Source organism: Paraburkholderia sp. SSBN10T, assembly GCF_056619545.1.
Genome location: NZ_JBWQQI010000005.1, coordinates 46,364 through 73,299, shown reverse-complemented (window position 1 = coordinate 73,299; position 26,936 = coordinate 46,364). Strand labels below are relative to the sequence as shown.

Here is a 26,936-nt window from a genome sequence, read left to right as displayed (position 1 = left end):
TTCAATCACGCTTGCAGTTACCCACTTCGGCATACGCAATCCAAGTTTCGCCCGCGTCTGTCGGCCCTGCGAGAATGATGTCCTGTGCATTGTGGATCAAGTCAAAACCAGTGAGCGTCGCGACGACGCGCCGATTCGACGACCATACCAAAGCGCTCTTCGAACGACAGACTCGCCTGTTACTCGAGCGCGCGAGCCATGCCGTCGAGCTTCAGGTGGTTCACGAAGTCCCGCGCCGCTGTGCAAGCTCGCAGGGGCGCACCCAAGGCGACTTTTGCTCACGGACGCTGTGATCGAAGGTGGCCGGGCAAGCAGATTCACCTGACGAAAAACTAGATGACGCAGACGGCCGCGAATCCGACTATCAGAAGCATCACGGTAGTTGCTGTTACGAATCCTGTGATGAAGCAAAGGATAGATGCGGCATTGGGGTCTATATACCTGAGAATGGCTTGATTGCCCGAATTCGCATCGTGTCGGTGTCACTGGGAAGCGTCTTGTCGATAACGGGCGTTTAGTGTGGCATGGTTGGCACTTCTCTGTGTTATTTTCGTCCCAACTCATTCATGCACGAGTGCGAAGTCTTGAGTCCGTTGTTGGTGTCATGCGATGGTGCGGCGTCTGCCTAATGTCGAGGCGGCGCGGTGATTGTCATGCGTATCTAGGGGGGGCGTCTTTTCTTGAGGGAAGACGTGCTGCCATCCCTTCTGTGAGCAGGAAGGTCTTTTTTGCAAGAGGGCAGATCATGTGGTTGCATGTTATCTATATTATCGCGATTTCAGCGGAAGCCATGTCGGGCGCCTTGGTCGGCATGAGGCGTGGATTTGACCTGATTGGTCTGTGTGCAATCGGAATGGTCACGGCGTTGGGCGGCGGGACTGTTCGCGACGTCTTGCTGGGACACTATCCGCTCGGCTGGGTCGCGCATCCGGAATATCTGATTTTCACGATCGGCGCGGCCTTGCTGACCGCGCTCGCTGCGCATGTGGTGGTACGGATGCAGCAGGTGTTTCTGATGGTCGATGCGATTGGTCTCGCGGCCTTTGCCGTTATCGGGTGCAGTGTTGGGGAGTCGCTGCAGGTGCATCCGGGTATTGCGATCGTTTCAGGCGTGGTTACGGGCGTGGCGGGTGGCGTGATGCGTGACCTGTTGTGCTGCGAGGTTCCCTTAGTGCTGCGCAGCGAATGTTATGTCAGTGTTGCGCTTGCTGTGGCTGCGATTTTTATGGGGCTCGAAAGACTGGGCGCGAGTTTTGATCTGGCTGCGCTTGTGGCGATCGTGATTGGCGTCGGTCTGCGTGTGCTGTCGATACGGCTGAACTGGAGTTTGCCCCGTTCGCTACAGGGTAAGCGCAGAGGGGGATTTCAGTGAGTCTACCGTTGTCGTGGCGACAATCTTGAGGGTCTATCAGAGGACTCTTGTTTTGTTGATGGAGTTGGTTGAATAGGATCGCTTAAGTGCGTTTATCACTTTGGGCGTAAGGTGGAGTAAAGATGGTCTCGTGAGTGGCATGGAAATTATTTATCGTTCAATGCTTGCCGACTTGATTCAGTTTAGGCGATTCATGCGTTTTCACACACTCTCGACCGACATGCGCCCTGACTGCGACCGACTAATTGGTTTGCAATTGTGAAGGCAAGCCAACAAATTCCCCCGCCCGAGTCGAGCGACTACGTACTGATATTGCCGGCATTGATCTGGGCCTGATATTTCACTACGTGTGAACCTGAACCTTGATGGACTCCGAACTTTTGTCGCAAGCTAAGCGGAAAGCTTCTTGGATGTCGTCCAAGCACAGATTGTGCGTGATCATCGCGCGCAGCATGTCGCCCTTGCGCGCAAGCAGATCGATAGCAAGCGCGAAGTCGTGTTCATTGTCATTGCAGCCGTAGCAATTAGGCAAATGGATTGTTAGCTCCTTGATGTGAGGCGCGATGATTTCAATACCTTTGAAACCGTGCTCGAAGGCGCCGAGCACGCCGACCTGACCAAGCGGGCGAACGAGCTGACATGCGAAATCGAATGTGTCGGCTGTTCCTCCGACGGCTTCTATTGCATAGTGTGCACCCAATCCGTCTGTCATCTTCTGGATCATGCTGACCGCTTCCGCGTGATTGGCCGGCAAGATGGCGGTGGCGCCTATTGCCAGTGCCGTTCTCGCCTGAGCCTTATGTCTTGCCACAACATAGACTCTTTCGCTACCTGCGTCCAACGCGGCAGTTGCCGCCGCGAGACCGATCGTGCCTGCACCAACAATGACTCCGATCATGCCTGGTGCGATGCGCATTTTGCGGCACGCGTGGATGCCAACAGCAATCGGTTCGACGATCGCACCCAGATGATCGTCCACTGCGTCAGGCAGAGGAAAAACGCCTGCCTCTTTCGTGCGGACATATTCGGCAAAACCTCCGCCGAATGGAAATTCACGGGCACGGCAGTGAATCGGAGTACCGAGTTTGCAGTATTCACAGATGCCGCAGGCCGTCCCGAGTACCATGTCGATCGTGACTCGCTGACCGATGCGTACTCTCGTCACGTCTGTACCTGTTTCGACCAAGGTGCCGCTCAGTTCGTGACCGCCGGGAAAGCTCTGATGAGCGTCGGCATTTCTGTAGGCATGCAGATCGCTGCCGCAGATGCCGGCATTCGCAACCTTGACAATGACAGTGCCGGGTAGCAATTCCGGTATCGGTATGCGAGCTACGGTCATCGCGCGAAGCCCGTTCTGCAACGCGGCCCGCATGGTTGCGCCTTCGGTGCGATGCGCCAGCTTTTTCGTCGAGGTCATCTGTCGATCTCCCAAGATGCTATAAAAAGTAGTAAAAATATAGAGCGGCGCGCTTAGCGAGTCTTTCTAATCCAGAAGCTTGCGCCGGGGTTGCGCATGAATAGCGGCATCCGCTCGTTCATCAAGGCAGCGTGAAAGTAGCCCATGAACGTATTCATGAGTACAACTTCGAAAGCGTTGTTGTACTGCAGGAATGCGCGCAGAAGATAGGCTTCATTCCAGGCGCGGCCTTCGTAGATCCATTGGGGAGGGTACTCGAGCGGAAGGAAAACGTCGTGGAAATGGATGTGAACACCTTGGGCTAGCATTGGCAGTATTTCGAATACGATCCGGTTGACGTCACTGCCGATCTTGCTCACATGTGAGGAGTCGACAAACAAGATGTCGTTTTCCTGTAGTTCAGCGAACACCGAAAGGTCGACCTCTTGGACCTGTGACCTCACAATTTTCGAAGTCACTTTGTCTTTTTCCGTGAGAAGCGACAACAACCGCTCGCTGTTCGGCTCGACAAAGGTGCACTTGATCTGACCGTCGAAAAAGAGGTCGTTCGTATCGAGAGAAACGGCGGAGGAAAATCCCGAGCCGATTTCGACAATGCGGCGTGGTCGCAGATACCGGATCATGCAATACAACGACGTTGCGTCACCGTACGAGAACATGACGTTTTCGAAATAAAAGCGCAGGTCAGCTTTCTTGTGCGGATCGAATGGCATTTCGCCGTAGTATTTTTCCGCGAATTCCTCCACGAGTCGAACCTGCTCCGGCTCCTTGATGTCGATTCCGGGCAACGTGCGCGAAATATTCCCAAAGAGGCGCGCCTCGTCTTTTCGGACGTCTGGGATAGAGGGGATCGGAGAATAGTAATGGCCCGGCGGTACGTCGCCTAGGTTGGAGAAATGTGGGACGTGAGTGCGAAGCTCCTCGCGGTACTTGTTCCGTTCGAATATAAGGTTTGCTACTTCCGGATATTGCGCTGCTAGTGAATTGAGAAATTCTGTCGATATGGACATCAGGCATCTCCTGCGATGGGCTATTGCGATGGTACTTCCCGGGTGGGATCCGAACGTTAACGACCAAGCTTGTTAGACTTATCCGATTTTTGACCCTGTCTCGTTTCCACGTATAGCAAGTCATGCGATGATCAACGCGGCCTCGTAGTCGACAGGGGTAGGTGTGCAGGCGTTGTCGATTGTAATAGCCTTCGATCCAGTCGACGATGTCCAAGGAGCTTGGGCACGTGTTTCATAGTGGGCCTGATAGATTCTTTCGACTTTCAGCGTCTTGAAGAAGCTCTTCATCGTAGCGTTATCCCACGCATTCGCGCACCGGGCTCATCGAGATGTTTAACTTGAAGTCGGCGGCCTGTTAGATTCGGCGCCACCGGCAGGCGATGCGTCGAATCCGTCGTGACCCGCTTGTAGATCGGGCGCAGCCCTTGGAGTTGCAAGCTGCGACGTACGCGTTCTGCGCTCGCCAGCTGACCCTAGGCATGCAACTGCCGCATGATATGAGGACGGCCGTAGCTGCCACGACTCGACCGGCGGATGATGGCAGCGACCGTGGCGTCCAAGGCTGCATTGGCCTGAGCGTGTGCGCCTAAGCCACGCCGAGGCCATTGGCCGCTGCGCGACACATCAACTATTCGGTACAAACGACTGACGCTGTACCGGTCGCGGTAAGTATCGATCCTGGCGTACTTCACCGCGCCCCCTTCGCGAAGTACACCGTTGCTTTTGAGAGAATTTCGATATCGAGTTTCGCGCTGGCCAAATCTTGGCGTAGCCGACTGTCTTCCGCTTCCAAAGTTCACTAATCGGCGAGCTGTGCGTGCCGCGACCACCTCATGACCACCCGCCTCGCCAACGCTGTCGGGGGGGGGGGGGCGACTACGCCGCCTCCAGTTCCCTAAAGTCGCGACTGGCCCCCCGAGCCGGCGCGCGGCTTCATGCTGACCGACTGATTCTGCAAGCCCGCTGGCCTCGATTTTGGACTCGTCCGTGTATTGCTGTTTCGGCGCGGACTTTTCTGACATGAAACCCCCCGTACATACAGGAAATTAACAAAATTCCTGCTGTACGCGAAATCGAGGCATGGTTACCCGAGATCTGGGTATTTCGGAGCAGGAGCTTCGCAACTGGATGAGGGCGGAGCAAGTGGTCACGCTGAACGGCATGAGAGCAGATGGAGCGGTGCTGTCAAGTTGTTATCGCAAACTATTCACGCCAACTTGACGGCACCGACCAATGGGTGTTGCCACCCAGTAGCTAGCAACTAGCGGATGCCATACAGTCGGAATGTTCCCCTGACAACATTAGCATCCTTGGCGGGATCGGCATTCGTAGGGGCGCTAAAGAATAAGCGGATACAGTTATATGGTTGGCCCACCGTGTCGACCACGCAACCCCCTTCGCTTCGCGCGTTGTCGCCATTGCTCAGTGCGGCTACGGTATCCATCATAATGTGATGGCTAGTGTCCTTCTGAGAGGGCTCAAACATGTGAATCCTCCCTGAAACAGCTGTCCGCTTTAGACTGCTTTGCCCGCCCTGCAGGGTAATTGCGACTGCAGCTTTTGCGTCCTGTATAGAGTTTGAATTGCCGAGGCTACCTGTTTGATATACCCCGAGCGCGTAACCGTCTTTCTTCCATGTGAGGCCATTGTCATAGGAAATTTGCATCATGAAATACTGATCGGTTGTACTGTCTGTGCGTACCGTGCTGAATTCCAACTCATAGTCCAAGTATCCGCCAGGGAGCTCAATTTTCACTTCCGACATCTTACCGCTGACATCGAGTCTGGATAGCACCTTTTTGCCAGTATAAGCAAGAAACCGTTCGATGAACGCATCATCAGTTATTTCTGTTATTGATTTTTTAACTCTTTCATCTAGTTCGCTTTGTGATATGGCTGTATTGAGACCAGCTTTCACTTGTCCTTGGAGGGCTGTAAATTCTGTAAGATCGACCTTCTTCGCCAAATCTTTTTCGGTAACACCCAGGGCGACATGGATGGTATCCTGTAAACTAGCCGCCCAAGTATTAGCTCCGGTGACGGTCAGCACTACCGATTCCCCATGCTTCAGTGCATTCTTACCCTCCTTCATCTTATTGATTGTGCCGCTACTAGCCTCCTTCAACGCTACCTCTCCTTGGCCGGCGTTATATAGCAGGAGAAATGATCCGATCTTCGCTGCTACGGCTTTGGGCAGTGTGGCAGTAATGTCAGTGTTACTGTTGAAAGTAACCTGCTTGCCGAAATTTTCTTCGGCGATCGCTCCTGTCTGGGTTATTGGAGTGTTGTTGATGGAATCTAAATCTGCCAGAAGTGCCATGCTAGGTCCTTAAATGGTTGCTTAATTAATAAGTGTTCACAATATCGCCGCGACGACCGCTGTTTCAAACATCACATGATTCTGCGCCTCCACACGTAGGCTACTGAGTCTTTGCAATGTCTATGCCTAAGCAAGGTATGGCGAAAGACACCTACAAAGGACAGAAAGCTTTATTTAAGAGTGTCATGGTACGGCGTCGCTTGATATAGGATTTGTCTTGCATGCATTTATCAATGATGGGCACTCGTCGGTAGGGATGGCGCGGAGGGTCGCCAACGGTCAGGCATTTATATGCTATGGAAGTGGTTTGCGAGTCGACTTTCGTCCGTTGTGCGGGGTCAGAGTCTTGTCAAGTGGGGGACATTGCTGGCTAGAGAATTAAAAGACCTATTTAGGACGGGCCTACGGAACCCGCGCGACGCTGATCGTAAAATCAGCCGTATGGCTGTTGCTCGCCGTCTTGCGATTGCGCTGTGGCGCTATTTGCAGAATGGCACAGTACCTGAAGGTGCTCAGTTAAGCCTTCGCAGGAAGGAGGAAACGGTTTGTGACCCAGCTACGCAAGTCAAGGCGGTCTGTTGTGCACGCGTCCGTGGGAAGTCCTGGTTGCCGGTAGCGTAACCGGTTGAAAGATGGGGCGCGTGCCCGGGAAGTATCTGGGCGAGGAAGGAGTTGGTCACACCAATGGCCAGCGGATGGAAGGTGAGTGCAGACCTCGAGTCTCATGAGCGCGATGATCGGCCTCAGATCGGTCACGCAAAGGTGTGGTGGGTCTTGAATGTAAACAACGTTTCCTTGTGGCTAACTGCAGTTCATAAAATTGACAAATGGCTCTTCATGGAAGGGCTTCCCCGTTCCGAGGCTGCGGCGGAAACCTCGAGTTGGCATCCATGTGGCGGGACGAAGTAGTTGCGAACACTCATCGGCACCAATGAGAGCGCGCAGCCTGGCTTCGTCGTTGGGGAGCGCCTTATTGTGCAGGCGTGTGCTGTTCCGACCCAGTGCTACGGCGTGATGCTGGCCTTTACCAACGTCGATACCGATGAAGATATCGATGGCTTCATGTTGTTGGATTTCCTGCATCGGAGTTTGTGCAGGCTGAGCGGGTTGGCCTGCAACATCGGTGGCAAGTCTCAGCATCCACGTTACGGACGGCCTTGGAATATCCCAGCCGAGCCCCTATTAGCGATCATCGGCCACCCACTAGGCCCGGTGACAACACGCCCTATAAGGGCCTCCTCATTATTGCAAGTCGTGGTTTAGCGGTTCATGCGTTTGGCTCCTGCTTTTGCTGTTACGGAGGCCAACAGGAACATGGGCCGGCGACTGGGGCAGACTGCACGCCTATAAGCGGCCTTATGGGGCAGGTGGTTGCCGGGCCCGGATAGTAACCGCACAGCAGGACTCCATCCGGATCGCGGCGAATACATGCGATGTAGCGCCTGAGGGGTGTTCGAGTTCGCCTACTGCCGGTCTGACCTGTCGTTCTATCCTTACCTGTTGCGTCTTCGACTACACATCAATTCATGGTGAGGTGGAAACCTTCCGCTTTCGCGGGAGGTTTCAGGAATCCGTCGCCATTCTCGTGCGGACGAGCGCGTAAGGCGAATCGAATTGCTCGCCCCTAGTCAGTACGGCCCACAGAATTCGTGCGTGCTTGTTGGCCGCTGCGATCAGGGGCTTGTAGAAACCCACACGTGCTTGCAACTGGACGATCCGGCGCGAGGGCCGGTCGTTGCGTCTATGGTTCGTTATGGCCGTGGAGCGTGCGTCCTGAAACAGCAGGCTTCTCAGATAGGCGTCCCCTTGTTTTGTGATTCGCCCGAGCCGCGACTTGCCGCCGTTGCTGTTCTGTCTGGGCGCGATGCCGCAACCATGTGGCCATCTGCTGGCCGTTCTTGAATTGCCTGGCGTCGACCACCGTTGCTACTGCAGTCGATGTCGTGAGCCGACCGACGTCGCACATCCCCATGCAACGTTGGGCTTGCGGGTCGTGAGCGGCGTGTTCGGCGATCTGTCTTTCAAGCCACGCAATTTGCTCATCCGGCACCTGGCATTGCGTCCAGCCACGCATCAACGCCAGGCGCGCGGGTCCTGCCAGCTCGTTGTTGCCGTCCTCAACGTGCTTGACGAACTGCTTGCGTAATAGTCAGTGCCTTGCGGCAGGAACACGTCAAACTCGGCTAGCAATCCGCGCATACGATTGATCAATGCAGTGCGCTCTTCCGCGAAGCCTGTTCGCATGCGGTGCAGCACCAGCACGCTTTGCTGGGGGAGGGGCTATGTCCTTCGTCAAGCGTTAGGGGCTGACTTGGGTTGGTAAATGGTTCCGTCGCGCAGCATGGCAAACAGGACGTCACAGCGTCGCCGAGTCAGAGCGATAAGAGCCTGGTTGTGCCGTTTGCCCTGCTGGACCTTGCGCGCGTAATAGGCGCGCGAGATCTGGTCCCGTAGTGCAGCGAAAGCGGACAGGAATAGGGCGCGCTTGAGAACCTTGTTACCGCGCCGGGATGGATGCTCGCCCCGGATGGAAGAGCCGGAGCGCCGAGTCACTGGTGCTAGGCCAGCGTAGGCTGCGAGGTGAGCGGCCGAAGCGAAGGCCTTGTGCGCACCTCGGTCAGGAGTCTGGCGGCGGTCCTGACGCCGACTCCCGGCATGCTGGTCAGGACCGGCCAAAGAGGGTGAGCGAGAACCAGACGCTCGACTTCGGCGGCGACCTCGTCGCGTTGCTGGCGCAAGGCGGCGAACTGCTGAGCCAGGCGCGGCATGACGATGGTGGCAGCCTGGGTGCCGGGCACCGTGACGGCCTGCTCGCCAAGTGCCCGAACGATCTCGGCTGCCAGGCTCTTGCCCATGCGGGGTGCGAGCTTGATCAGCCGGTTGGCGAGCGTCTTCTCGCCGGTCGCCGCAAGTGCGGCGGGCGACGGATAGCGTTCGAGCAGATTGAGCACAGCGGGATGGTCGAGGCGGGGGCCGAGCACCCGCTCGAGAGCGGGGTGGATCTGGGTGAGCAGGCCGCGGATGCGGTTGCTGGTTTGCGTGATCTGGGCAGCGAGATCGTCATCGAAGCCGCAGAGCATGGTGAGTTCGGCGAGCGGTTCATCGGCCGGTCGCAGTGAGCGCAGTGTGTGCGGCATCGAGCGAGCTGCTTCGGCGATGATGGCGGCGTCACGGGCGTCGGTCTTGGCTTCGCCCGCATGCAGGTCGGCGATGCGTCGCATCGCTAGGCCGGGCAGATAGGCAACCAGTATGCCTTCGTCCCGGGCGACTGCGAGCGGAAGAGCGCCGATGGTAGCGGGCTGGTCAACGACGAACAGGAGACGACCGTGCGCTCTGAGTTCGGCGATAAGCGCTCGCGGCCTGGCCTCGTCGTTCGGCAGCGCCTTGTTGTACAGGCGTTTGCCGTTGCGGTCGAGGGCAACGGCGTGATGCTGGCCTTTGCCGACATCAACGCCGACGAAGACGTCGATGGTGTCGTGTTGTTCGGATTCTTGCATTGCAGTTTGTGCGGAGTGAACAGGTTGGCCTGCAAAAACGGTGGCAAGTCTCGGCATCCACGTTACGGACGGCCTGGAATATCCCGGCCAGACCGCTATCAGCGATCACCAGCCACCCACCAGACCCGGTGACAACCCCCCCCCGGATCATGGATGCGACTGGGGGTAGCAATCATGCCGGGTCTGGCTGGCCAAAGCCCCGATCATCGGGGCGCAAACATAGTAACGGGGCAAAGGGCTGGAGTTCGTCAGCAAGGAGCTCGATGCATGGACGCATGAAATGTGTAGTTCATCCGACCGTCCAAGCCAGTGGATAGCGCCCATATCGACAGCTTCAACGGTTGGCTATGCGAAGAATGTTTGAACCAGCATGCGTTCGTCGGTCTCGATGATGCTCGCAAGAGAATCGAAACATGTGTGCGGACTGCAACTCGGTGCGCCCGCATAGTGCCTTGGGGCAACTGGTGTCGGACCAATTCTGGCAACTGCTATTAACCGAAAAACGGTGAGCCTACTAACTTTCGAAGGTGTGCTCGGCGGGATAAGGTCTCATCGGGCTGAAGCCGATTAATTTTCTCTGGGCGAGACTATTCTTGTTCCATTCGTCCTTTCTGGGTGGCACTCTTAAATTAATGTGGCAGTTTGCTGTTGAGAAGGGTGATTGTGGGTTGCTGCGGCAGTGATTTGGTTTCATCTGTCTGGTGCTGGGTTGATGTGTCATGGTCCAATAGTCTTGGGTGTCTCAAAAAGGAGGGGCTCCAGTTGAGGTGGGAAGTGGGCAAGCGAAGCGCCAGCTATGGCAGTCGCAGAATGGTCTGTGCATTCCGCACTAAGGCCGTGCGATTGGTCGCTGCCGCGCCTGATCGCTGATGCGCAACTGGTCGTGGTCCGGCCGCGAATGCGCTGCTGCTGCAAGCCGACGGTGAAGATCTGGTGGCGCTCACCCTGCTTGGGCGTTGGTTTGAGTTCCTATTGAACAATCGGGTGCGGGCGGGTGATGTCGCGTACGTGAGAACGCCTCGGGACTGCTCCTATCTGGCCAGTAGTCGCGCTTCAGTGCCTGTATTTGGCTTGAATTCTTGTCGTTGCGTAAAAAATGTGGCCATGATTTATATAGGAACGATGAACCAGTCACTTCCAAGTAATATTGTGCTCTTGGGTCAATGGCCGCTGCACGTGCATGACTCGTTTCGTTGTGCGCAGATTCGTGTGATGCTGGACACGGTCATGATCGATGCTCTGAGCGAGTGGCGATGTGCGCCGTGCAAGACATGGGATGACATCAAAGCGCTTGTGCTAAGCCAGATGTCGACACTGGATAGGCTTTATCCAGAAGCAGGAATTTTTGATGTAACTGTGTGGCGGGTTGTGGAGCAGTTCTTCGCGGGGCGGTGTTAAGTCCAGCGCGGGGCTGATTAGAATGTCGGGGAGAAAAAAGAAAAAGAACAGATCACCTCGGCATGGGTTGCGTTTGCTTGTCGCGGTTGTTGGCTGCGCAGTACGCTGGTACTGCCGCTTCAATCTGAGCCTGCGTGACATCGAAGAGTTGCAACTTGAGCGTGACGTGCGAATCGGTGTGTCAGTGGTGTGGGTGTTTGGGTGTGCAGTTTGCGCATTGCGCGGGAGCTACTCGCGGCAGGCCGGGCACTAGGTGGCATCTTGATGAGGTGTTCGTGAGGGTCGGCGCGCGGGTCAACATGGGTGCTCTGCGGGGTAATCTCGTATCGAGGTAGCGGAAGGCTGCAATGCAGTCCATCGCCAAACACCTCTCGGCGTGACCACGTTGATCGTGGCGGTAACCGAAACATTCCGGACCGTCTCGCGAGGACACTGTTCAAGCTTGGTCGCGAAACTTGTGCGACCACGGCTTACCTAGTGATTTGGCGTAAAGTTTGAGGCCTACCGATAAGCGATTTGGGGCCTGTTTCACTGATAGCCGCAATCATCGCTGCCCATGCGCACAGCGCCAGTACTCGCGACACTGAACGAACTGGGATGGAGCCAGCAATAATGCATTTCAAGATTCTCCTGACCACTCACAGTACCGCGTTCATGACGAGTGGCGGTGGTGAGTCGGAGCTCGTGCAGATTGCTGAACTGCTCAACGATGTTGGTGTCCAGGCCGACATTTATGGGATCCGTAGCCGACCACTGCGCTTTTACGATACTGTGATGCATTTCTCCGTTCATGCAGACGGTGAAGCGATTGTTCGCGAAATCGTCCGTCATGGCAAAAAACTTTTTCTCTGGCCGAATGTCTGGTGGCTGCGTTCGCTTGGCGCAGCCGAAATTGCCCGGATCGAAGCCATGGCCCAGCATGCGGATCGTCTGCTGTTCAAGTCGGTTACCGAGTTGGATCATTTCAACGCGCGCATCACGGTCGATCCCGGCAAATGCATCGTGGTCGGGGCTGGCATATCTGACCGACTCCTTCTGCCTGCCGATAAAGATTTACTGCCCACGGTTTGCGAAGTGTCGGACTATGTTCTGTGTCTTGGCCTGATCGAACCGGTCAAGAACCAGCTCGAACTCATCAGAGCGCTCAATAGTCTTGAGGTCAATGGCTTGATGGTGGGCGGATTTAGGGACGAGGAATACTACAAGCAGTGCGTCTGCGAAGCGCATCACGGCATTCGCTTCCTGCCGTTCATGCAGCCTTGCAGCGCAATTCTGAGGTCCGCGCTGGCCAACGCGCTGGCGGTGGTGGAGCCGAGCTTCGATCCACCGGGACGCTCGTGCCTTGAAGGCGCGTTCATGAAGAAGCCACTCGTCCTGGTAGATGGAGATTGGCAACGCGAACACTTTGGTGACAATGTTTGGTACGCCGCCTCCACGAACGCGTCAGATATCGCTTCCGCCATCCAGGCCGCGTTGGCCAACAAGGGGGAGCAGGACGAAAAGATCGAAAGCAATTACGAACGCGTCTATGCACGACACTCGTCGGGCACGGTAGCAACAGACTTAATCAGACATCTGATCGATGCAGTCCCCGTACATTCCTAAGATTCCCCGTCTGCTTGTAGTTCATCGGCGCTCCATGACAGATGGGCGAATGAAGTCTCGCACGATTGGTGCGAGATTTGTACCTTTGCTTTCGTACATGCAGCGGCATCAGCTTATCGAATGGGAGCAGATATCGGAAGAGGAAGTCGGGATCAACCATCTGCATCGCTTCGACGTGGTGTTGTTCAACAAGCATGTGTCGAATCTGTCGTTAAAGATCATGCGCATGGCGAACGAACTCGGTCTCCACACCATCTACGATCTGGACGACTGGCTGCTCGATCTGCCGTCGTGGAGTGTCCTCGAAATGAGCGAGGATGGGTTTTGCAACATTTTGGCCATGATTCGCGAAGCGAGCGTAGCGACTGCATCGAACCAGTTGTTGCAGGAGCAAATGCGCAAAGTGCGGCGTTCAGATGTACTGATCATTCCAAATGGTTTCGATCACCAGGCTTTTGACCTCTCACCTGAGCTCTGGATGGAAAATCAGCCACCGAAAATAATCTTCTCCAATCTCGATGGCGTCAAACTGATCAATTTCAGAAAAAATTTCTTCGCGACGCTCTGCGGTTTCCTGACGCGATACGAAAGCGTATTGATTGATTTCTGGGGTGATCCGTTTCCGGAGCTGAATTCGATTCCTCGGGTGATGCATCGCGGGAGTCGTGGGAATATCAAGTACAAGACGGCCATTCGCGACGAAGGCTATATTTTCGCGATTGTTCCACTCGGTGCGGAGGAAGATCCCGACACGCTGTTCTTCAACTCATGCAAGTCGCCGATCAAATATGCGGACTACGGAAGCCTCGGAATCCCCAGTATCTACTCCGATTGTCCGACTTATCGGGAAAGCGTGAGGCATCGCGAGACGGGATACATCGCCTCGAACAATGCCGAAAGCTGGCAACGGGCGCTTGAAGAAATGCTTCATGATTCAAATCTTCGGCAGACGATTCGCGTCAATGCGTATGCCGACGTAATCGACCGGTTCAGTGTCCGGCGTATTTCCGACATGTTTCTGAAAGCACTGCCCGCCCCCATGTCCTCACGCAGCTAGGCTCACTATGGATCTTCTTTTAATTCGCCACGGCCAATCGTTTGGCAACGTTTCCGGACTGCTGAATTCAACCGAACAGGACGGCTTGACGGAACATGGCATGCAGCAGGCTAGGAAGCTTCGTTCACTAATGGAAACCCTCGGGCTTATTCCTGACCAGGTATTTTCCAGTCCGTGGCTGCGTGCGCTGCAAACCACGGAAGTGCTCTTCAAGGACAAAAGCGATTGGACTGTCGATAGTCGTCTAGGCGAAACCAATGCCGGAAAGTTTGCGGCGTGGAAAGCGGAGGATTTCCGCCTGAGCTTCCCCGAATGGGGGAAGCACCTGTCGGATCGTTATGAAGGAGGGGAGTCACACCTCGACTTGGCTGCGCGCTCCGTCAATTGGCTCGAGGAGGAGTTCCTCCAGCATGCGGATACGCCAGGCTTGATGGCCGCGGTATGTCACGCGGGTCCGATATCGATGATTTCCCAGTACCTTCTGAGCATTCCGCTATCGAAGTTCCCGAATGTGTTGGTGCCGAATGCTTCCATCACGGTATTCCGGCAAAACGAGCAGACAAAGAATTTCTACCTTCACATCGCAGGGTTGTCATGAGCGAATCCATCAAGATTTTTGAGCCGATCTATGCGCCGGCACAGGTTCTCTCTGAGAAATCTTTCTACCCGCTAGTGTTGCGTAAAAATACTCATGCTGCTTGGCGTGAATTCTATATTCTGGTCGACATGTACCGGAAGGGAATGCACATGCAGCAGAAGTTCACAGGGCTGTTTTCTCCGAAATTTTCGCTGAAGGCGCGTATCGACGGTAATCGGTTTCTCGCATTCGTGGAAGCCAATATTGATGCCGATGTTTGCTTCATTAACCCATTTCCTCAACTAGCCTATTTTTCGTTCAACGCCTGGATGCAGGGCGAGCATGCTCATCCTGGGCTGGTGGAGCGTAGTCAACTACTCCTCGACGCGTGCGGGATTCCTTGGACGCTGCGTGACGTGCCTCGTCAGGCGGCGGACACGCTGTGTTATTGCAATTTCTGGGTGGGCACGGAGTCGTTCTGGGAGAACTATGTCGGCAAGATTTTGCTCCCGATTGCCAGCTTCCTTGAAACGCAGGGCGACGATGAAGCTGCGCGTGCAGTCCTGGAGCCAACAGTCCACTCGGATGACGCGCCGTTTCTGCCATTCGTGGCTGAGCGTCTGTTCAGCACATATCTTTCGTTGAATCCAAACTTGAAGATCGCTGCGTACCCTATTGAAGGCGACAACGTTCTTGACTATTGCGTTAGCGATTTCGAGAAGAGTATCGTGAGATATATGCAAACGCCGATCGATGCTGCGGATAAGGAAGCTGCCTTTCCGGTCGGTCAGATTGCGCTGATGGATTTGTTGTGCACGCTTTCGCAGAAGTATGTTCGTGCGCACTTTTCGTTCAACCTACATCCACATACCGGACAGCTGATCGATTTCGACAAGAAGGGTAAGCGGTCAGCAAATCCATCTTGACGGGTTGAGCTAGCCGACGCTCACAGTTGGTTGCCAGCGATGCGGCAGCAATGCCGAGAGGTCGCTGGGAGCTAGCGTTGAAAGTGGTGTACGCAGCGTAGGGATGAGGCAGGAGACGACGGTGGTAGGGGATGCGGAAAGAATCTTGGACTGGTTTATGCTGCAATTCCGAGGCTCTCCCGGTATTCGAGCGGGCTGAGTAAGCCGAGCGAGACCCTTGATCCTCTTTGCGTTATACCAGCGAATACAGGAGCCGACTACCTCAATGAATTGGTCAACAGTGGTAGCCTGCCAGTTCCGGGAATAGAACAATTCCGTTTTTAACCGCCCGAAGAAGCCTTCGCAGGCCGCGTATCATGCGAGCAACTCTTGCGCGACATCGAGCGAATCAGCCTTGCGTCGCGTATCCGCGAGAGCCATCCGGGCCCGCGATCGGAGTGGATCACAGGCCGGTCGTTGCTGTTGACCATCGTCTCGATGCCAGCATCCAGCATGGTATCTACACAGTGGTCTTGTCCCGATGGGCGTGTAGCAGAAAGTCAATGGCATTACCGTTCTTGTCGACGACCCGGTAAAGATACCGCCATTCGCCCTTGACGCGAATGTATGTCTCGTCCATCCGCCAGCTCTTTCCGACTGGCTACTTTGCGGCGGCGGAACGCCTTCTCCAGCACCGGCAACAGCTTGATCGCCCAGCGATGCACGGTCGAATGATCAACGCAAATGCCACGCTCGGCGACCATCTCTTCAATGTGATGAAGGCTCAGCGGATAGGTCACCCAGTGTACGCACATCAGGATCACATCAAGCGGGTAATGCAGGCGCTTGAGCACTCGGGCCACCGCCGGATTCAACGTCGTCATCAAGCTTTCAACCGTTCATGTTGTTCCGCACATCATAGTGGATCGTCTTATTGCAACAGATCCTTGCGCCGCACTGCTTCTGCACGCCGGGCGAAAGCGGCGCCAAACCTGTCGCACCAGCAACGGATTGCCTCGTACGTCACCACCACGCCGCGCTCGGGTAGCAACCTCCCGATTCGCGCAGACTCAGGTTGAAGCGGAAATACCAGAGAACGGCGCAACTGATGATGCTACGCGCGGGGAAGCACTGGCCGTGGAAAAGCGACTTCATTCTCTTCATCGCCTTATTTTGCCGCACGGTGATCGTCAACCTGACAACGCCCTTGAGGCTTTCGAATCCGTGTCTTACCCCCGACTCCTTTAGCTGATCCGAGACACTCCAGATCAACGTGACGTTTTGTGTGGCACTGGCTTCCAGTGGAAATTGTCTCCAGCCTACTTGCGGGGAGGCGAGGAGGCATCCTATTACAACCCCCCTCACAGGTTTTTTTGAACTGACCTCTTACAGGGTGGGTGTAGGTTTTGCGGCCGGACTGACGGCAAGCCAGTGATCCACGAAGCGTTTTATGGACATGGGCTGATCGAACAGATACCCTTGCAGATAGTCGATACGATGCTGAGCCAGATAGACTGCTTGTCTTTCTGTTTCAACCCCTTCCGCAATTGTTGTGACGCCAAGGCGCTGGGCCAAGTCAAGAACATTATCGATGATGTGTTCGGACAAAGCCTCCGAACCAATCCGGCTAACAAAACTTTGATCGATCTTAATCAAATCAACTTTTAACTTCCGCAAATAAGCCAGCGTGGCCTGCCCTGTGCCGAAATCATCCATCGCAAATTTCACACCGATTTGCCGGAGTTGAGCAACAATCTGATTGGCCGGTTCATGAGTGGGTAACACGTCGCGTTCTGTAATTTCAAGGACAAGGTCGACCCGGCCAGTCGGAAACGAAGCCAGAAAGCGCGTGCACTCCTCGACCAATGCTATATCGTCGAAATTCCGGGCACTGACATTGAATCCGACATGAAATCCGGGAGGAAGCTGTGCTGCGTGCGGAGATAAGGCATGTGCAGTTTGCTGCATGAGTAAGTAGGTCATCGGAACAATGAGGCCAGTTTCTTCTGCAAGCGGAATGAATTGCGTTGGCGGAATCAGCCCGCGAGGGTGCTGCCAGCGAACCAGCACCTCACAGCCGGTCAAGCGAAAATCGTCGCTACGTACCAACGGCTGGAGAAACGGTACAAACTCTTGCCTGTCAAGGCCTCCGCGCAGCAATGACTTTAATGTCCGACGTTGCCCATTCCACCAGTATGTCGCAATACCGATGAGCACCGCCAATACGAGAAAACTCGGCAATACCGGCGCCGCATAAAAGAGGATGGCCGCTAGGTCGAGGGGCGGAAGGGCGGCTGTAAGTAGATGATAACCATACCTGCTGCTTGACGGACCTTCAGTTTGCCCTTGCTTTGGGACCAGTCGGCCTTCTGCATCGATTTCATATGCTCCAGCGACAAAAGTGACACGAGAGGGTTCGCGCTGGCTATCGAGTATGTTATATAAATAGTAGCCGTCGATGCTAATCAACACCGACCCCGCTGTGCTGGATTTGCGGTATACAAGAAACGGGTGGTTCGGCACCTGTGTTGTCCCCGCGATCAGGAACAGGGAGGACATCTCAGCGAGCTGGCTGGGTGCACTAGCTCCGCTCAACGAAGTGCAATAGACCAAGTTGCCACGAGCCAAATCGATACTCCCCACGTTGGGCGTAATCATGAGTACACCGCGCAAGCGGTGAATTGTATCGTCGTCGCAGGGACGTCCCACAGTCTGATAAAGGCTGGTCGCTGCACGGTCGGCATTCACAAGTAACCGATCAATTTGCCGGGTAATATTGACGACCTGAGTGTGTTGGCGCTGCTGCATCGCGTAACGAGCTTGCCATGCGGCGACAAGAATCCCGCCAAGCAAAACCAGCAATGTGGTGCCCAGAGACCATCCGATACGCGTCCTGACGTCATATCCAAGTTCCGAATACATAAATCTCCTAGGAGTATTGTCAACTTGTTCGGTAGACTGACGAGCGAGGGCGACTGGAATGGGTAATCGATCGGCTTAAGCGGCCATGCGGACTCACGAAACCCTTTCCTAGGTCGCGAAAGCTTGGACGCGTGCCTCGCGTTTGTGCTGCGCGTTGCGGTGGTAGCAGCAGCCAATGAACAGACTGGAAACCTGTCCATGAGCAGGGGTGAATCGTTGCAGCCGGCGCGCCGACTCGAAACGCCGCCTCATCGATGGTTCAACGGAGAGGGACGCTTTCTTCATGCCACATTATATTCACCGACTTCTGCAAACAACCTGACAGTACCTCTACTCCGGGCTCGTCAACTTGACAGCGTCCTCCATGCTCTTATTCTAGCCTTCTCCTCGTTGAAGCTGACATGCCGTCAATATGTGTGACCGAGCTGGATGTAGAAGTTGTGGCTTCCGCCAGGCGCGAACGCCACACCCAGATAGATCGGTCCGAACGAACTGGTCGCGCTGGTAAAGAACGTGATGCTTCGTTTGAGTGGTCCGCCGCTGCTTTGAATATCGTTGTCCCAGACGTTGCCGGCTTCGAGGCTCAGGCCGGCATATAACGCGTGGATAGGTGAGACGGTAAACGTCGCCAGTTGATTCATGTACGTGACCTGACCGTAGAGCATCGAGTTGCCTGCCAGCTGATCCACCGCATAGGCGGACAGATGCTGGAACCCGCCCAGCATGAAGCCGAACGGATTGACCGGGTTGGTGTTCTCGAAGTCCTTGCCGGCCTCGATACTGGCGTTGATGCTTTGACGGCCGTAGCTGGCGGCCACCAGGGCCTTGCCGTAGACCTCGGTGAAGGTGTTCTGCGGTTGCGCGAACAGCGACCGTTCCCCGCGCAGCTCCAGGTAATAGCCCTTGCGCGCGAACAGCGGATCGTCGAGCTGGTCGATGACGAGACGCGCACGTGCCGTGAACTCGCGGCCGTAGATGTCGGGATACTCCAGCTGGAGATTGCCGTTCTGATCGTAGTACTGTCCGTTGTATTGCGGCGATGCAAAACCATGCGCATACGCCACACCCACCCGGAAGTCGCCCAGGTTCGCGAGCGGCAGGCCGAAGTCGAGGCCGGCGCGCTCCGTCTGCTGCTGGTACTGCGTGAGCTTGATATACGGATCGTCCTGGAACACGTTCGCGTAGCTGCGCTGGAACTCCACATAGGGCGCGACGTAGTAGCCGAACGAGTACGAGAGTAGCTGGCGCAGCTCGGCGTGCAGCGCGAGCATGTCGTTGCCCACCGTGCCGTCGATCAATCCTTCGAGCCCCGATGACGTCAACCATGGCCGGCGGTAGCCCACATGCAGGCGGAAACCGCCTTCGTTCGAAGAGCTGGCCGACAGGCCGAGCCCGAACAGCAGGAAGTTGGGTCCCCACGACTTGTCCTGGGCATCGACGATCAGGGTGTGCTGATCGCCGTCGCTGACCAGCCGCTGCGTCACGTTTTCGAAGTCGCCTGCCGTCGTGAGTGCGAGCAGGTTCCTGTTGAGCGCTTTCGGATCGTAGAGATCGCCGGGGTGGACGTGCAACGCCTCGACAATGCGCCGCTCGGGTACGGCGCCGTGCGAATGCACCACGATGCGGGTGATCCGTACCGGTTTCGCCGCGGGCGTCATGTGCGCGGCGCGCCAGGCGGCGTATTGTTCCGGCGTGAGCGCGAGGTGCTGCAGCCTCGGCAACGCGGCGCGGGCGGCGGCTTCTCCGGCAGCAATCGCCTGGGGGGCGTTGGCGAAGTCAGTGAAGCTCAACGGCCCGAGCGCCGGTTCGATCAGCACGTCGTCGGCGCCGAGCTGTTCGCGCTGGCGCGCCACGTTCTGATGAATCAGGATGCCGATCATCTGCTGCATGACGTCGGCCGGGGAGGCGAGTGCGTCGAGCGATCGCAGCGGCGAGCCGATGTCCACTGCGATCACTTCCTGCGCGCCCATCTCGTGAGCGGTTTCGACCGGCAGATTGCTGACGAGGCCGCCGTCCACCAGCGTGCGGCCGTCCACCACGGTCGGAGCGAACAGGCCCGGTAGCGCGATGCTGGCGCGAATGGCCTGTGGCAGCGAACCGTGGTCGAGCACCACCTTCTGGCCGGTTTGCAGATCCGTGGCAATCGCGCGGAACGGGATCGGCAACAGGCTGAACGAGGTGTCGCCCGGCACGGCCGTGGTCCAGTCCTGCAGCAAGGCCTGCAGGCGATTGCCTTGCACGAGCCCCACCGGCAAGCGGAAGCCGTTATTGCCGAAGCCGGCCGAGAGGCTGCCCGCGTAGAGCTGCCCGTCTTCGCGTTGCGACTGGGGCAGATCGGCGCGCTCGGTTACGTCGAAGGCGATATCGGCCAGGTTGATCTGGGCGAGGCGCGTTTCCATCTCCTGCGCAGTCATGCCGCTCGCATACAGGCCACCCACCACCGACCCCATGCTGGTGGCGGCAATGCAGTCTACCGGGATGCGGTTTTCTTCGAGTATCTTCAGCACACCCAGGTGAGCGTAGCCGCGTGCGCCTCCGCCGGACAGCACGAGCCCGACCGAGGGACGGCCTGCCGGTCCGCCCGCCACGGTGCAGGCGGTGTCCGCTGCATGGGCGGATTGCAGCAAGGCCGTCACGCCGAGTACCAGCAGTGCAGTCGTGCAATGCAAGCGGTGTTTCGGATGGCTGGGCCTTATGTATGCCGCCGTTGCTGATTGTTTTTGGCTCGCCAACGCTCGGATCATCCGCTTCACGACTAGAGGAAAAACCGAGAGATCACATTTCCATTGCATTACGAGGTGTTGCTCGCAATGCAACACGATGACACATTCCATCCACCGAAATCCATCCTCGATTGCCTTACGGACCGCATGGAATCTTGGCAAGTGGTTGAAGAGCGCCCCATCATGAAGATCGAAGCATTGTTCACGAGGTTTGCAGATACGATTTGTCACGAATTTCGGGGCTGTTGGATAGTTTTTGCGGGCAACGCGCTTTGTAGTCCCACGCTTAGCATTCGCACCATACAGGTCATGTAGTCCCCCCGGGTGCGAAAAAATCTGCTCAGCGATACGAACCATACTCTCCGGAGCGCCCAGCGCCGCCGGCACATCGTCCCCGTACCGTATAGCAACTACTCACGCAATCCGTCTAACCGGATTGCGTGAGTAGTTGACGACTGACTTGGCCTGGACGAGGCTGTTCGGAACGAAAACACACACGTTGTCGGAGCATTTGATACGTGTCGAGAAGAGGCCAATTTCTTCGACTGTCCCGAACCCGGCGAGCCCGGAACACTCAATTACATAGCCGACATGCGCATGGAGCAAAAGCAGCGCCCGCGATGTCCTGGAGTGTCCCCTGTAGTGCGAGCTCGATAACGAGCCCGGCTGCGCCGAGCAATATCAGAAGATTCGCCGTCTGCACGCAGTGTCGCATTGCTCAAAACACTGGCGCCAGCGTAATATCTTCCCGGATGCGAAGCGCAACATTGCGCACCAGACGTGCGCCGATTCTGGACGGTCTCCAGCTGGCGAAGAATACAGATAACGCGATGCAAAGCCTGCTCAGGCCTGCCTGTATGGCCGACTATCCAAGGCGGCTGATATCCGGCCAGTCGGCTGAAAGTACCATTGTGGACACTCAGGCGGCATACTGGAGGGTAAGCCGTGCATCGAAGCTGTAAGTCCGTCAGAGACGGGCTCCATCGGGGTATCTCTGAGTACTGATTCTATGTTTTGCGATGCGCACCGGATACAGGAATATTCCTGTATCCGGTGCGATCATTGATAAGTTGCCGGGAGCAGTGAACGGCGCCCGCAGAACACGCTGGCCAGAAAATCAAGCTTCCTAATGAGAAATTTCTCAAAGTCGTTCGGGGTGCGCTGCCTTACCTCTCGGCACCTATCGCGTCAGCTTGGGTCTAGGGGGGGCAAGGCAACTTCTGTCTGGACTCGTCCCATCGCCACCGAACGTAGCCCAGGCCGGCGATGCGGGGCATCGAGCAGTTCCGGGATCGTCGTGATTTCATTCATTGGATTTTTCCGCCGTGCGCAGTTGCCCGGGGGGGCACCCAGCCCGCAGCCATAGGCCGAAGAAACCAGGTGGATGGCCTGTTCGCCACGGTGATGCGAGCTGCGCGCCGTCTTGCCGTCGATGGTCAGCGCCGGGCACGCGCTGCTCATCTGGCGGATAAAGCATGCTTCGAACTGAGCGGTGAGAAGGCCCACCCGAAAGTATCATGAGAAGGAATACCTTGCTCAAGGGGAATATGGCGGCGTAGCCAGTCGAGCTTCTCTTCGTCCCGCAGTTGGATGGCGCCCCAGTTGTTCGTGCCGCAGAGAATCGCGCACAACGCCACCACCAGCATTTCAGTCAGATCGTAAACAGGCGTGCGGCTGCGTGGGTCGCGCAAGTTGCCAAGCGCTTCTTCGATGCTCAGGATTCCTTCGTCTTCTATCATTTGTGCCACGCAAAAGATAGAAGTAAACCCGCAAAACATCCTTGCTTACAAGTCCCTGTGTAAGTGCTTGATAGTTAGCGGCCCTTCATGCAATCGCCCTAGGCTTTTGAGGTAATAAAGCACAAAGCAAGACGTTTCTTATATCTCTTGGTTGGGGGGGGAATCATGGTCATGATGATATTGATCGCTTATTGCTGATATGAAGTCAAATTTTCTCACTTTCTTTCGTTTCCTGTTCCACCGTCGTCGCGCAAAGCCGGTATCGCCTTCGCGGCTGTTGCTCGCGTTGTCTTTCCGTGTTGCATTGGTTGTGGCGTCGGCTAATGCCGTGGCGGTTGGTACTGGCAACGTGGTTCAGGGTAAAGCCTCCATTCAGGGTGGCGCAGGGGCGCCAGTGACGACGATTAACCAGTCAACAGCTCAGGCGGTGATCAACTGGGACAACTTCAATATTGGCGAGCAGGAGTCGGTGACGTTCAATCAGCCGAATGCGAACTCTGCCGCATTGAACCAGGTCATGGGCCCGGATGCGACGCAGATCATGGGGGGGGCGCTGAAGGCCAATGGCCGTATCTTTATCGTTAACCCGAGCGGAGTGATATTTGGTCAGGGGGCGCAGGTTGACGTGGGTGGGTTGGTCGCGTCTTCACTTGGCATCAATAGCAACCTTCATGGAGGGCAAGGGCACGCTGAGCTTTGCCGCGGGTTCGACGCAGCCGGGGCTGGTGCAGGTGCAGGCCGGCGCGAAAATTACGGCGCAATCATTTGTGGCATTACTCGGCAACTCAGTATCGAATGCGGGGACGATCACAGCGGGTGAGGATCCGAACGCGGCCGGCCGCAGCATCTCGCTGGTGGCAGCGAATGCCGCGACGATCCAGGTCGGTAACTGGAATGTGGTGATTGATAAGCCGGCAATGAATGCGCTGGTGGAGAACTCGGGCAGCCTGGTGATCGGTGAATCGCAGGCGGACGGTTCGATCCAGTTGAATGCGGCTGGCACCAACGCTCTGATGGGGGTGTTGCTGAGCAACACGGGCACGATCACAAACCAGAGCGAAGGGGAGGATAGTTCCACATCCCTGATTTCTTCTGCGGGCATCTCCGTTGGTGGGCAGATTAATGCAGCAGCAGGCGAGGTCAACATTCTGGGGCGAGACATTTCGCTCTCCGGTGATATAACCGTCGGTAACGAAGGCGCTTCAACTTCGGCTATCGTTAATATTGGCGATTCCTCAACGACCAATACTGTAACGCAAGCCGTGGATAGCACGGTGACAGCGAGCGGGCTGGATTCGTCGATCAGTATTGCTGCGCAGAACGTGTTGGCATTATCAGGTGCGCTTCTGGCGCCAGACGGACAGATTGCGTTGGCGGCGAAAATCTACAATGTTCCCTTGTTGGTGGCGATAGGGAGTTGCCAGGAGTGCGTGAGTTTCGATCCGTCCGGAGTTCAAGTTTTAACGCAGTTGACAAGCTCGCTTGGGACTGTATACGCGGAAGATGGTTCTGCCGTGTACCTCGGACAAGATGGCAGGTTTTATTCGTCCAATGGTGTGCCCCTCGGTTTTGATGCTCCTTTGTACTTGGATCAGCAGGCAACAACGTACGCTGGAACTGTGCAGAGCGCACTTGTGGACATGGGGGGATGGGACACAGAGCTATAACTATGCTTCCGCTTCCCCCTCCACTACAACACCAACAAAACAGATGCTGGTGCCAAGCAAGCTTGATCTTGCAGGACTCGCAGGACATGGAAGCGAACGTATTTGTGTATGGATGGAAGGTACAGCTTGGAAAATACAGCTTGGAAAAAAATGCTCGCGCACGCGGCGCGAGCATAAAGGGGTCGAAGACTGCAGGCTATCCCGAATGGAATGGCCTACGGTCCATGGTTATTAGCGCACAAACATCATCCTGGTGTGAATGAGAAATTTCTTGACGTGCGGTGAAACATGCGATTCGCGTGCTCCTGCCGTTCACGTCTCTCCGGCAAAAAAACACCGCGGGAAGGGTGGGTGAAAGATGGCGACGGATGAGGCGTCCGTCCTGGCTAGCTGGGAGAGACTTCACCTACGTAGCCATCTGACCGATACAGAAATTTTCCTGCCACGTGTGACTTAGCATCTTCGAACGACTGTTGGCCAGAAAAAAACCGTAGCCACCAAGGAAGGGTGCGGCAGATGAGCCTCTCTCATCAGAAACGCCAGAATGGCCCACCGGTCTGTGTGCCCGGCTCCCAGTTGTGTTCATTGCCGCGCGGTTCGTCGCGTGCGTGTACGAGTCCTTGGCGTGGGCGGTCAACATCATCCGCACTGCTTCCCGAGTGACTGGGGACATGCCGAGCTTGTTAGGCCAAAGTCTCAATCGTTGAAAAGGGGGCAGAATCTCGAGGGGGCACGGTGGTTCTGGACATCTCAATTTTTCGAAAAATTATTGAAATAAATCTAAAGATATCTGGCTGGGCTTAAATAAAATTGAAGTGTACGGGACAGGAAGCATTGGTGCTATTGGCGGTTATCTGCGTACTATTGCAACATCTCGAGGAGGGGGTATGGGATATCCACTGTTACGTGCATTGCGAATTGCGGTGTTCGACAGCAGTCCGGTGACGGCCTTGGGGTTTGCCTCATACTTGCAGGGCAATCTCGGATGTCAAAATGTTCGTGTGCTTTCGGGGGCGGACGAGTTGCTTAGAGTCGCTGGCGGAGGAGATGTGGATTGCGCTTTGGTAGATTACGTATTCGAGCGCAAGAGTGGGCGCTGTGGTAGTGATTTGATAAGGGATGTCAGGAGTGCAAGTGAGGGCGTAAAGATCATTGCTACATCAATCCATTTCTCTGACATCGTAGTAAATGCAAGCCTAAAATCTGGCGCGAATGGGTTTTACGGGAAGGGTCAGAGTTTGGCGGACCTTGCAAGTGCGATGATGCGAACTGTAATCGGCAGCAAAAACACATATCAAAGTGAGAGAAACCCTCGACAGGGGGGGCGTGCATTGTCTCCATGCGAAGCGGATGTTTTGTTGGGATGCATTGAGGGTTTAACCATAGCGGAAATTGCAAGAAAAAAGGGGAAGAGTGTTAAAACCGTTAGTGGGCAGAAAAGATTGGCATACCAGAAATTGGGAATATCGAGCGATTTTGAACTGTTTAGAGATGAGCTGGGACTTGATGTTTCGATGTGGAACAATATTCGTCATACATCAGGAAATGCATTGTTGTGCGATAGTGTTTGATTGCATCCGCAAAGGTGTAAAATGGCGCGCGTTCAATATGGTAATCAAGTCAGTCTTAATTGATAGGGCCGGGGCTTGGAAAGCATTTTCTGGATCGTGCTCTGAAGGAGTGGGCTTTTTAAATTTGTATGGTTCGTGATTTTGAGAGCATGACGAGAATCATAATCGTCACCTCGGGAGATCGTCAGCGCTTCCGTATGCTCAAAGCACGCTCGAAGGATTCAAAGCTTGCCGATTCGCACGTGCTTGACCGATGACGAAGTCGCGTGGTTCACCGTGCAGCACTTCCGCTTCCCCGGCGTGGAAGCGACGGTCGGGGGGCGGTTGTGCGAGAGCTTCACGCCGAGGCGGATCAGCCAGATGCCCGGTGTGGTGAGCTGTTCTGGCTGCGAGGGACTTCTCCACGGCGCGTCGTTGTCGGCAAGCCAGTAACGACGGAATGCCTCGTGCAGCCGTCGGGGTACGGCCTGCGTGTCGGTTGGCCCGCACGCACGCATCGAGCACGATGCTGAAGCGCGAATGGTCATTGAGCACCGTTAGCGGCGAGCCGCACCGTCCATCGGCCAGTTCGATCCAGCCCTTGAAGTCCATCTGCCAGAGATCGTTAGGCTGCGCATGCTCAAAGCGCTGCCAAGGCGTAGCTGCCTGCGACGCCTGGGGTCCGATCAGGCAGTGCCGATGCCATGGTACGCGTGGTGGTGGGCACCACCGGTTCGCCCAGATCGCGTAGGCGCCGCTCAAGCTTGCGTCTCCCCATCGATGTTCGCTACGCAAGGCAACCACATGCTGCTCAACCTCAGCGGCGGTGCGGCCTAGACTGAGTGAACGGTCCTGCAGACCGGCTTTCTGCGCTGCTGGTACCGCCTGAGCCACTTGTAACCGGTCTTCGCTTCGCGCTGATGCCGTAACGCTGGCAACCTGCGCGGGTTGACGCCCTCCTGTAGGGCCAGTTGAACAAATTCCAGATGTAGGTTCATGGTGTCTCTCGGGTTCCACCACATGGTCGACTCCGGAAAAAACGCTTCTAGAGTGTTACCCATGTCCCGGTTCCATACATTGATCAATTGAATTTTGTACGGCCGGCTATATACGTGCCTTGATACTTCCAGATCTGTTAGCGAAGGCAGGTGATTTGCCCTCATACATGCTCAACGGG

General features: G+C 55.8%; 19 protein-coding genes and 7 pseudogenes. 10 read left to right on the top strand and 16 right to left on the bottom strand.

All coding sequences use genetic code 11. The features are described 5' to 3' along the window. Position 1: 1 nt before the first annotated feature. Positions 2 to 100, bottom strand: coding sequence for a hypothetical protein (locus AC1ECK_RS09440; protein ID WP_480318800.1), 99 nt, complete (start codon positions 98 to 100; stop codon positions 2 to 4). Positions 101 to 751: 651 nt separating this feature from the next. Between AC1ECK_RS09440 and AC1ECK_RS09435 the strand changes: the two genes are divergently transcribed. Continuing rightward, positions 752 to 1,372, top strand: coding sequence for a trimeric intracellular cation channel family protein (locus AC1ECK_RS09435; protein WP_480318798.1), 621 nt, complete (start codon positions 752 to 754; stop codon positions 1,370 to 1,372). Positions 1,373 to 1,715: 343 nt separating this feature from the next. Here the strand turns inward: AC1ECK_RS09435 and AC1ECK_RS09430 are convergent, their stop codons facing one another. The 7 genes and pseudogenes from AC1ECK_RS09430 to AC1ECK_RS09400 form a co-directional block, all read right to left on the bottom strand. After that, the gene (locus tag AC1ECK_RS09430) at positions 1,716 to 2,789 is read right to left on the bottom strand and encodes a zinc-dependent alcohol dehydrogenase (RefSeq protein ID WP_480318242.1); all 1,074 of its coding nucleotides are present in this window, start codon (positions 2,787 to 2,789) and stop codon (positions 1,716 to 1,718) included. A 53-nt stretch (positions 2,790 to 2,842) separates the two neighbouring features. Continuing rightward, on the bottom strand, positions 2,843 to 3,799 hold the full coding sequence (locus AC1ECK_RS09425; protein ID WP_480318240.1) for a class I SAM-dependent methyltransferase: 957 nt from the start codon (positions 3,797 to 3,799) through the stop codon (positions 2,843 to 2,845). A gap of 120 nt (positions 3,800 to 3,919) precedes the next feature. Beyond that, a pseudogene (locus AC1ECK_RS09420) lies at positions 3,920 to 4,821 on the bottom strand (IS3 family transposase). Positions 4,822 to 5,060: 239 nt separating this feature from the next. Continuing rightward, complete coding sequence (locus AC1ECK_RS09415) at positions 5,061 to 6,119, bottom strand: hypothetical protein (RefSeq protein ID WP_480318238.1); 1,059 nt, start codon at positions 6,117 to 6,119, stop codon at positions 5,061 to 5,063. 801 nt (positions 6,120 to 6,920) lie between these two features. Beyond that, positions 6,921 to 7,259, bottom strand: coding sequence for an IS110 family transposase (locus AC1ECK_RS09410; protein WP_480318236.1), 339 nt, complete (start codon positions 7,257 to 7,259; stop codon positions 6,921 to 6,923). Positions 7,260 to 7,682: 423 nt separating this feature from the next. Next, positions 7,683 to 7,985, bottom strand: coding sequence for a transposase (locus tag AC1ECK_RS09405; RefSeq protein ID WP_480318796.1), 303 nt, complete (start codon positions 7,983 to 7,985; stop codon positions 7,683 to 7,685). A 426-nt stretch (positions 7,986 to 8,411) separates the two neighbouring features. Next, a pseudogene (locus tag AC1ECK_RS09400) lies at positions 8,412 to 9,616 on the bottom strand (IS110 family RNA-guided transposase). Between the two features lie 291 nt (positions 9,617 to 9,907). On the opposite strand from AC1ECK_RS09400, the gene AC1ECK_RS09395 reads away from it, so the two are divergent. From AC1ECK_RS09395 to AC1ECK_RS09365, 7 genes and pseudogenes are all read left to right on the top strand, one after another. Continuing rightward, on the top strand, positions 9,908 to 10,111 hold the full coding sequence (locus AC1ECK_RS09395) for an integrase core domain-containing protein (RefSeq protein WP_480318794.1): 204 nt from the start codon (positions 9,908 to 9,910) through the stop codon (positions 10,109 to 10,111). A gap of 627 nt (positions 10,112 to 10,738) precedes the next feature. Beyond that, positions 10,739 to 11,014 (top strand): hypothetical protein, encoded by a 276-nt coding sequence (locus AC1ECK_RS09390; protein WP_480318234.1) that lies wholly within the window; start codon positions 10,739 to 10,741, stop codon positions 11,012 to 11,014. 22 nt (positions 11,015 to 11,036) lie between these two features. Continuing rightward, positions 11,037 to 11,298: pseudogene (locus AC1ECK_RS09385) on the top strand (IS6 family transposase); the annotation flags it as partial. 328 nt (positions 11,299 to 11,626) lie between these two features. After that, a complete protein-coding gene (locus AC1ECK_RS09380; protein ID WP_480318232.1) occupies positions 11,627 to 12,619 on the top strand; it encodes a glycosyltransferase in 993 nt (330 codons plus the stop codon). A 49-nt stretch (positions 12,620 to 12,668) separates the two neighbouring features. Then, positions 12,669 to 13,676 (top strand): glycosyltransferase, encoded by a 1,008-nt coding sequence (locus AC1ECK_RS09375; protein WP_480318229.1) that lies wholly within the window; start codon positions 12,669 to 12,671, stop codon positions 13,674 to 13,676. 7 nt (positions 13,677 to 13,683) lie between these two features. Further along, positions 13,684 to 14,274: a histidine phosphatase family protein gene (locus AC1ECK_RS09370; protein ID WP_480318227.1), complete on the top strand. Its 591-nt coding sequence runs from the start codon at positions 13,684 to 13,686 to the stop codon at positions 14,272 to 14,274. Beyond that, entirely contained in the window at positions 14,271 to 15,179 is a 909-nt protein-coding gene (locus tag AC1ECK_RS09365) for a hypothetical protein (protein WP_480318225.1), read from the top strand. Before AC1ECK_RS09370 ends, AC1ECK_RS09365 begins: the two co-directional genes overlap by 4 nt. 155 nt (positions 15,180 to 15,334) lie before the next feature. Here AC1ECK_RS09365 and AC1ECK_RS09360 read toward each other — a convergent pair. From AC1ECK_RS09360 to AC1ECK_RS09330, 7 genes and pseudogenes are all read right to left on the bottom strand, one after another. Beyond that, positions 15,335 to 15,682: pseudogene (locus tag AC1ECK_RS09360) on the bottom strand (IS3 family transposase); the annotation flags it as partial. An 8-nt stretch (positions 15,683 to 15,690) separates the two neighbouring features. After that, positions 15,691 to 16,042: pseudogene (locus AC1ECK_RS09355) on the bottom strand (IS6 family transposase); the annotation flags it as partial. A 62-nt stretch (positions 16,043 to 16,104) separates the two neighbouring features. Next, positions 16,105 to 16,322 (bottom strand): annotated as a pseudogene (locus AC1ECK_RS09350) (IS6 family transposase); the annotation flags it as partial. A gap of 222 nt (positions 16,323 to 16,544) precedes the next feature. Further along, positions 16,545 to 18,080 (bottom strand): EAL domain-containing protein, encoded by a 1,536-nt coding sequence (locus AC1ECK_RS09345; protein WP_480318223.1) that lies wholly within the window; start codon positions 18,078 to 18,080, stop codon positions 16,545 to 16,547. A 407-nt stretch (positions 18,081 to 18,487) separates the two neighbouring features. Further along, positions 18,488 to 20,914, bottom strand: a complete 2,427-nt coding sequence (locus tag AC1ECK_RS09340) for a patatin-like phospholipase family protein (RefSeq protein WP_480318221.1) — start codon at positions 20,912 to 20,914, stop codon at positions 18,488 to 18,490. A 303-nt stretch (positions 20,915 to 21,217) separates the two neighbouring features. Further along, positions 21,218 to 21,409, bottom strand: coding sequence for a mechanosensitive ion channel domain-containing protein (locus tag AC1ECK_RS09335; protein WP_480318219.1), 192 nt, complete (start codon positions 21,407 to 21,409; stop codon positions 21,218 to 21,220). 851 nt (positions 21,410 to 22,260) lie between these two features. Beyond that, positions 22,261 to 22,542, bottom strand: a complete 282-nt coding sequence (locus tag AC1ECK_RS09330; protein ID WP_480318216.1) for a transposase family protein — start codon at positions 22,540 to 22,542, stop codon at positions 22,261 to 22,263. Positions 22,543 to 22,741: 199 nt separating this feature from the next. Here AC1ECK_RS09330 and AC1ECK_RS09325 point away from each other — a divergent pair, with 199 nt between their 5' ends. Then, a complete protein-coding gene (locus AC1ECK_RS09325; protein ID WP_480318213.1) occupies positions 22,742 to 23,362 on the top strand; it encodes a two-partner secretion domain-containing protein in 621 nt (206 codons plus the stop codon). 1,734 nt (positions 23,363 to 25,096) lie between these two features. Further along, the gene (locus AC1ECK_RS09320; RefSeq protein WP_480318211.1) at positions 25,097 to 25,780 is read left to right on the top strand and encodes a DNA-binding response regulator; all 684 of its coding nucleotides are present in this window, start codon (positions 25,097 to 25,099) and stop codon (positions 25,778 to 25,780) included. A 320-nt stretch (positions 25,781 to 26,100) separates the two neighbouring features. On the opposite strand, the pseudogene AC1ECK_RS09315 reads toward AC1ECK_RS09320, so the two are convergent. After that, a pseudogene (locus AC1ECK_RS09315) lies at positions 26,101 to 26,781 on the bottom strand (helix-turn-helix domain-containing protein); the annotation flags it as partial. Positions 26,782 to 26,936 lie beyond the last annotated feature (155 nt).

Excerpts from the sequence above, each read along its gene's own strand:
- AC1ECK_RS09430 (WP_480318242.1), bottom strand. The coding sequence starts at position 2,789 with ATGACCTCGACGAAAAAGCTGGCGCATCGCACCGAAGGCGCAACCATG.
- AC1ECK_RS09425 (WP_480318240.1), bottom strand. The coding sequence starts at position 3,799 with ATGTCCATATCGACAGAATTTCTCAATTCACTAGCAGCGCAATATCCG.
- AC1ECK_RS09415 (WP_480318238.1), bottom strand. The coding sequence starts at position 6,119 with ATGGCACTTCTGGCAGATTTAGATTCCATCAACAACACTCCAATAACC.
- AC1ECK_RS09410 (WP_480318236.1), bottom strand. The coding sequence starts at position 7,259 with ATGCTGAGACTTGCCACCGATGTTGCAGGCCAACCCGCTCAGCCTGCA.
- AC1ECK_RS09390 (WP_480318234.1), top strand. The coding sequence starts at position 10,739 with ATGAACCAGTCACTTCCAAGTAATATTGTGCTCTTGGGTCAATGGCCG.
- AC1ECK_RS09380 (WP_480318232.1), top strand. The coding sequence starts at position 11,627 with ATGCATTTCAAGATTCTCCTGACCACTCACAGTACCGCGTTCATGACG.
- AC1ECK_RS09375 (WP_480318229.1), top strand. The coding sequence starts at position 12,669 with ATGAAGTCTCGCACGATTGGTGCGAGATTTGTACCTTTGCTTTCGTAC.
- AC1ECK_RS09370 (WP_480318227.1), top strand. The coding sequence starts at position 13,684 with ATGGATCTTCTTTTAATTCGCCACGGCCAATCGTTTGGCAACGTTTCC.
- AC1ECK_RS09365 (WP_480318225.1), top strand. The coding sequence starts at position 14,271 with ATGAGCGAATCCATCAAGATTTTTGAGCCGATCTATGCGCCGGCACAG.
- AC1ECK_RS09345 (WP_480318223.1), bottom strand. The coding sequence starts at position 18,080 with ATGTATTCGGAACTTGGATATGACGTCAGGACGCGTATCGGATGGTCT.
- AC1ECK_RS09340 (WP_480318221.1), bottom strand. The coding sequence starts at position 20,914 with ATGGAATGTGTCATCGTGTTGCATTGCGAGCAACACCTCGTAATGCAA.
- AC1ECK_RS09330 (WP_480318216.1), bottom strand. The coding sequence starts at position 22,542 with ATGATAGAAGACGAAGGAATCCTGAGCATCGAAGAAGCGCTTGGCAAC.
- AC1ECK_RS09325 (WP_480318213.1), top strand. The coding sequence starts at position 22,742 with ATGAAGTCAAATTTTCTCACTTTCTTTCGTTTCCTGTTCCACCGTCGT.
- AC1ECK_RS09320 (WP_480318211.1), top strand. The coding sequence starts at position 25,097 with ATGGGATATCCACTGTTACGTGCATTGCGAATTGCGGTGTTCGACAGC.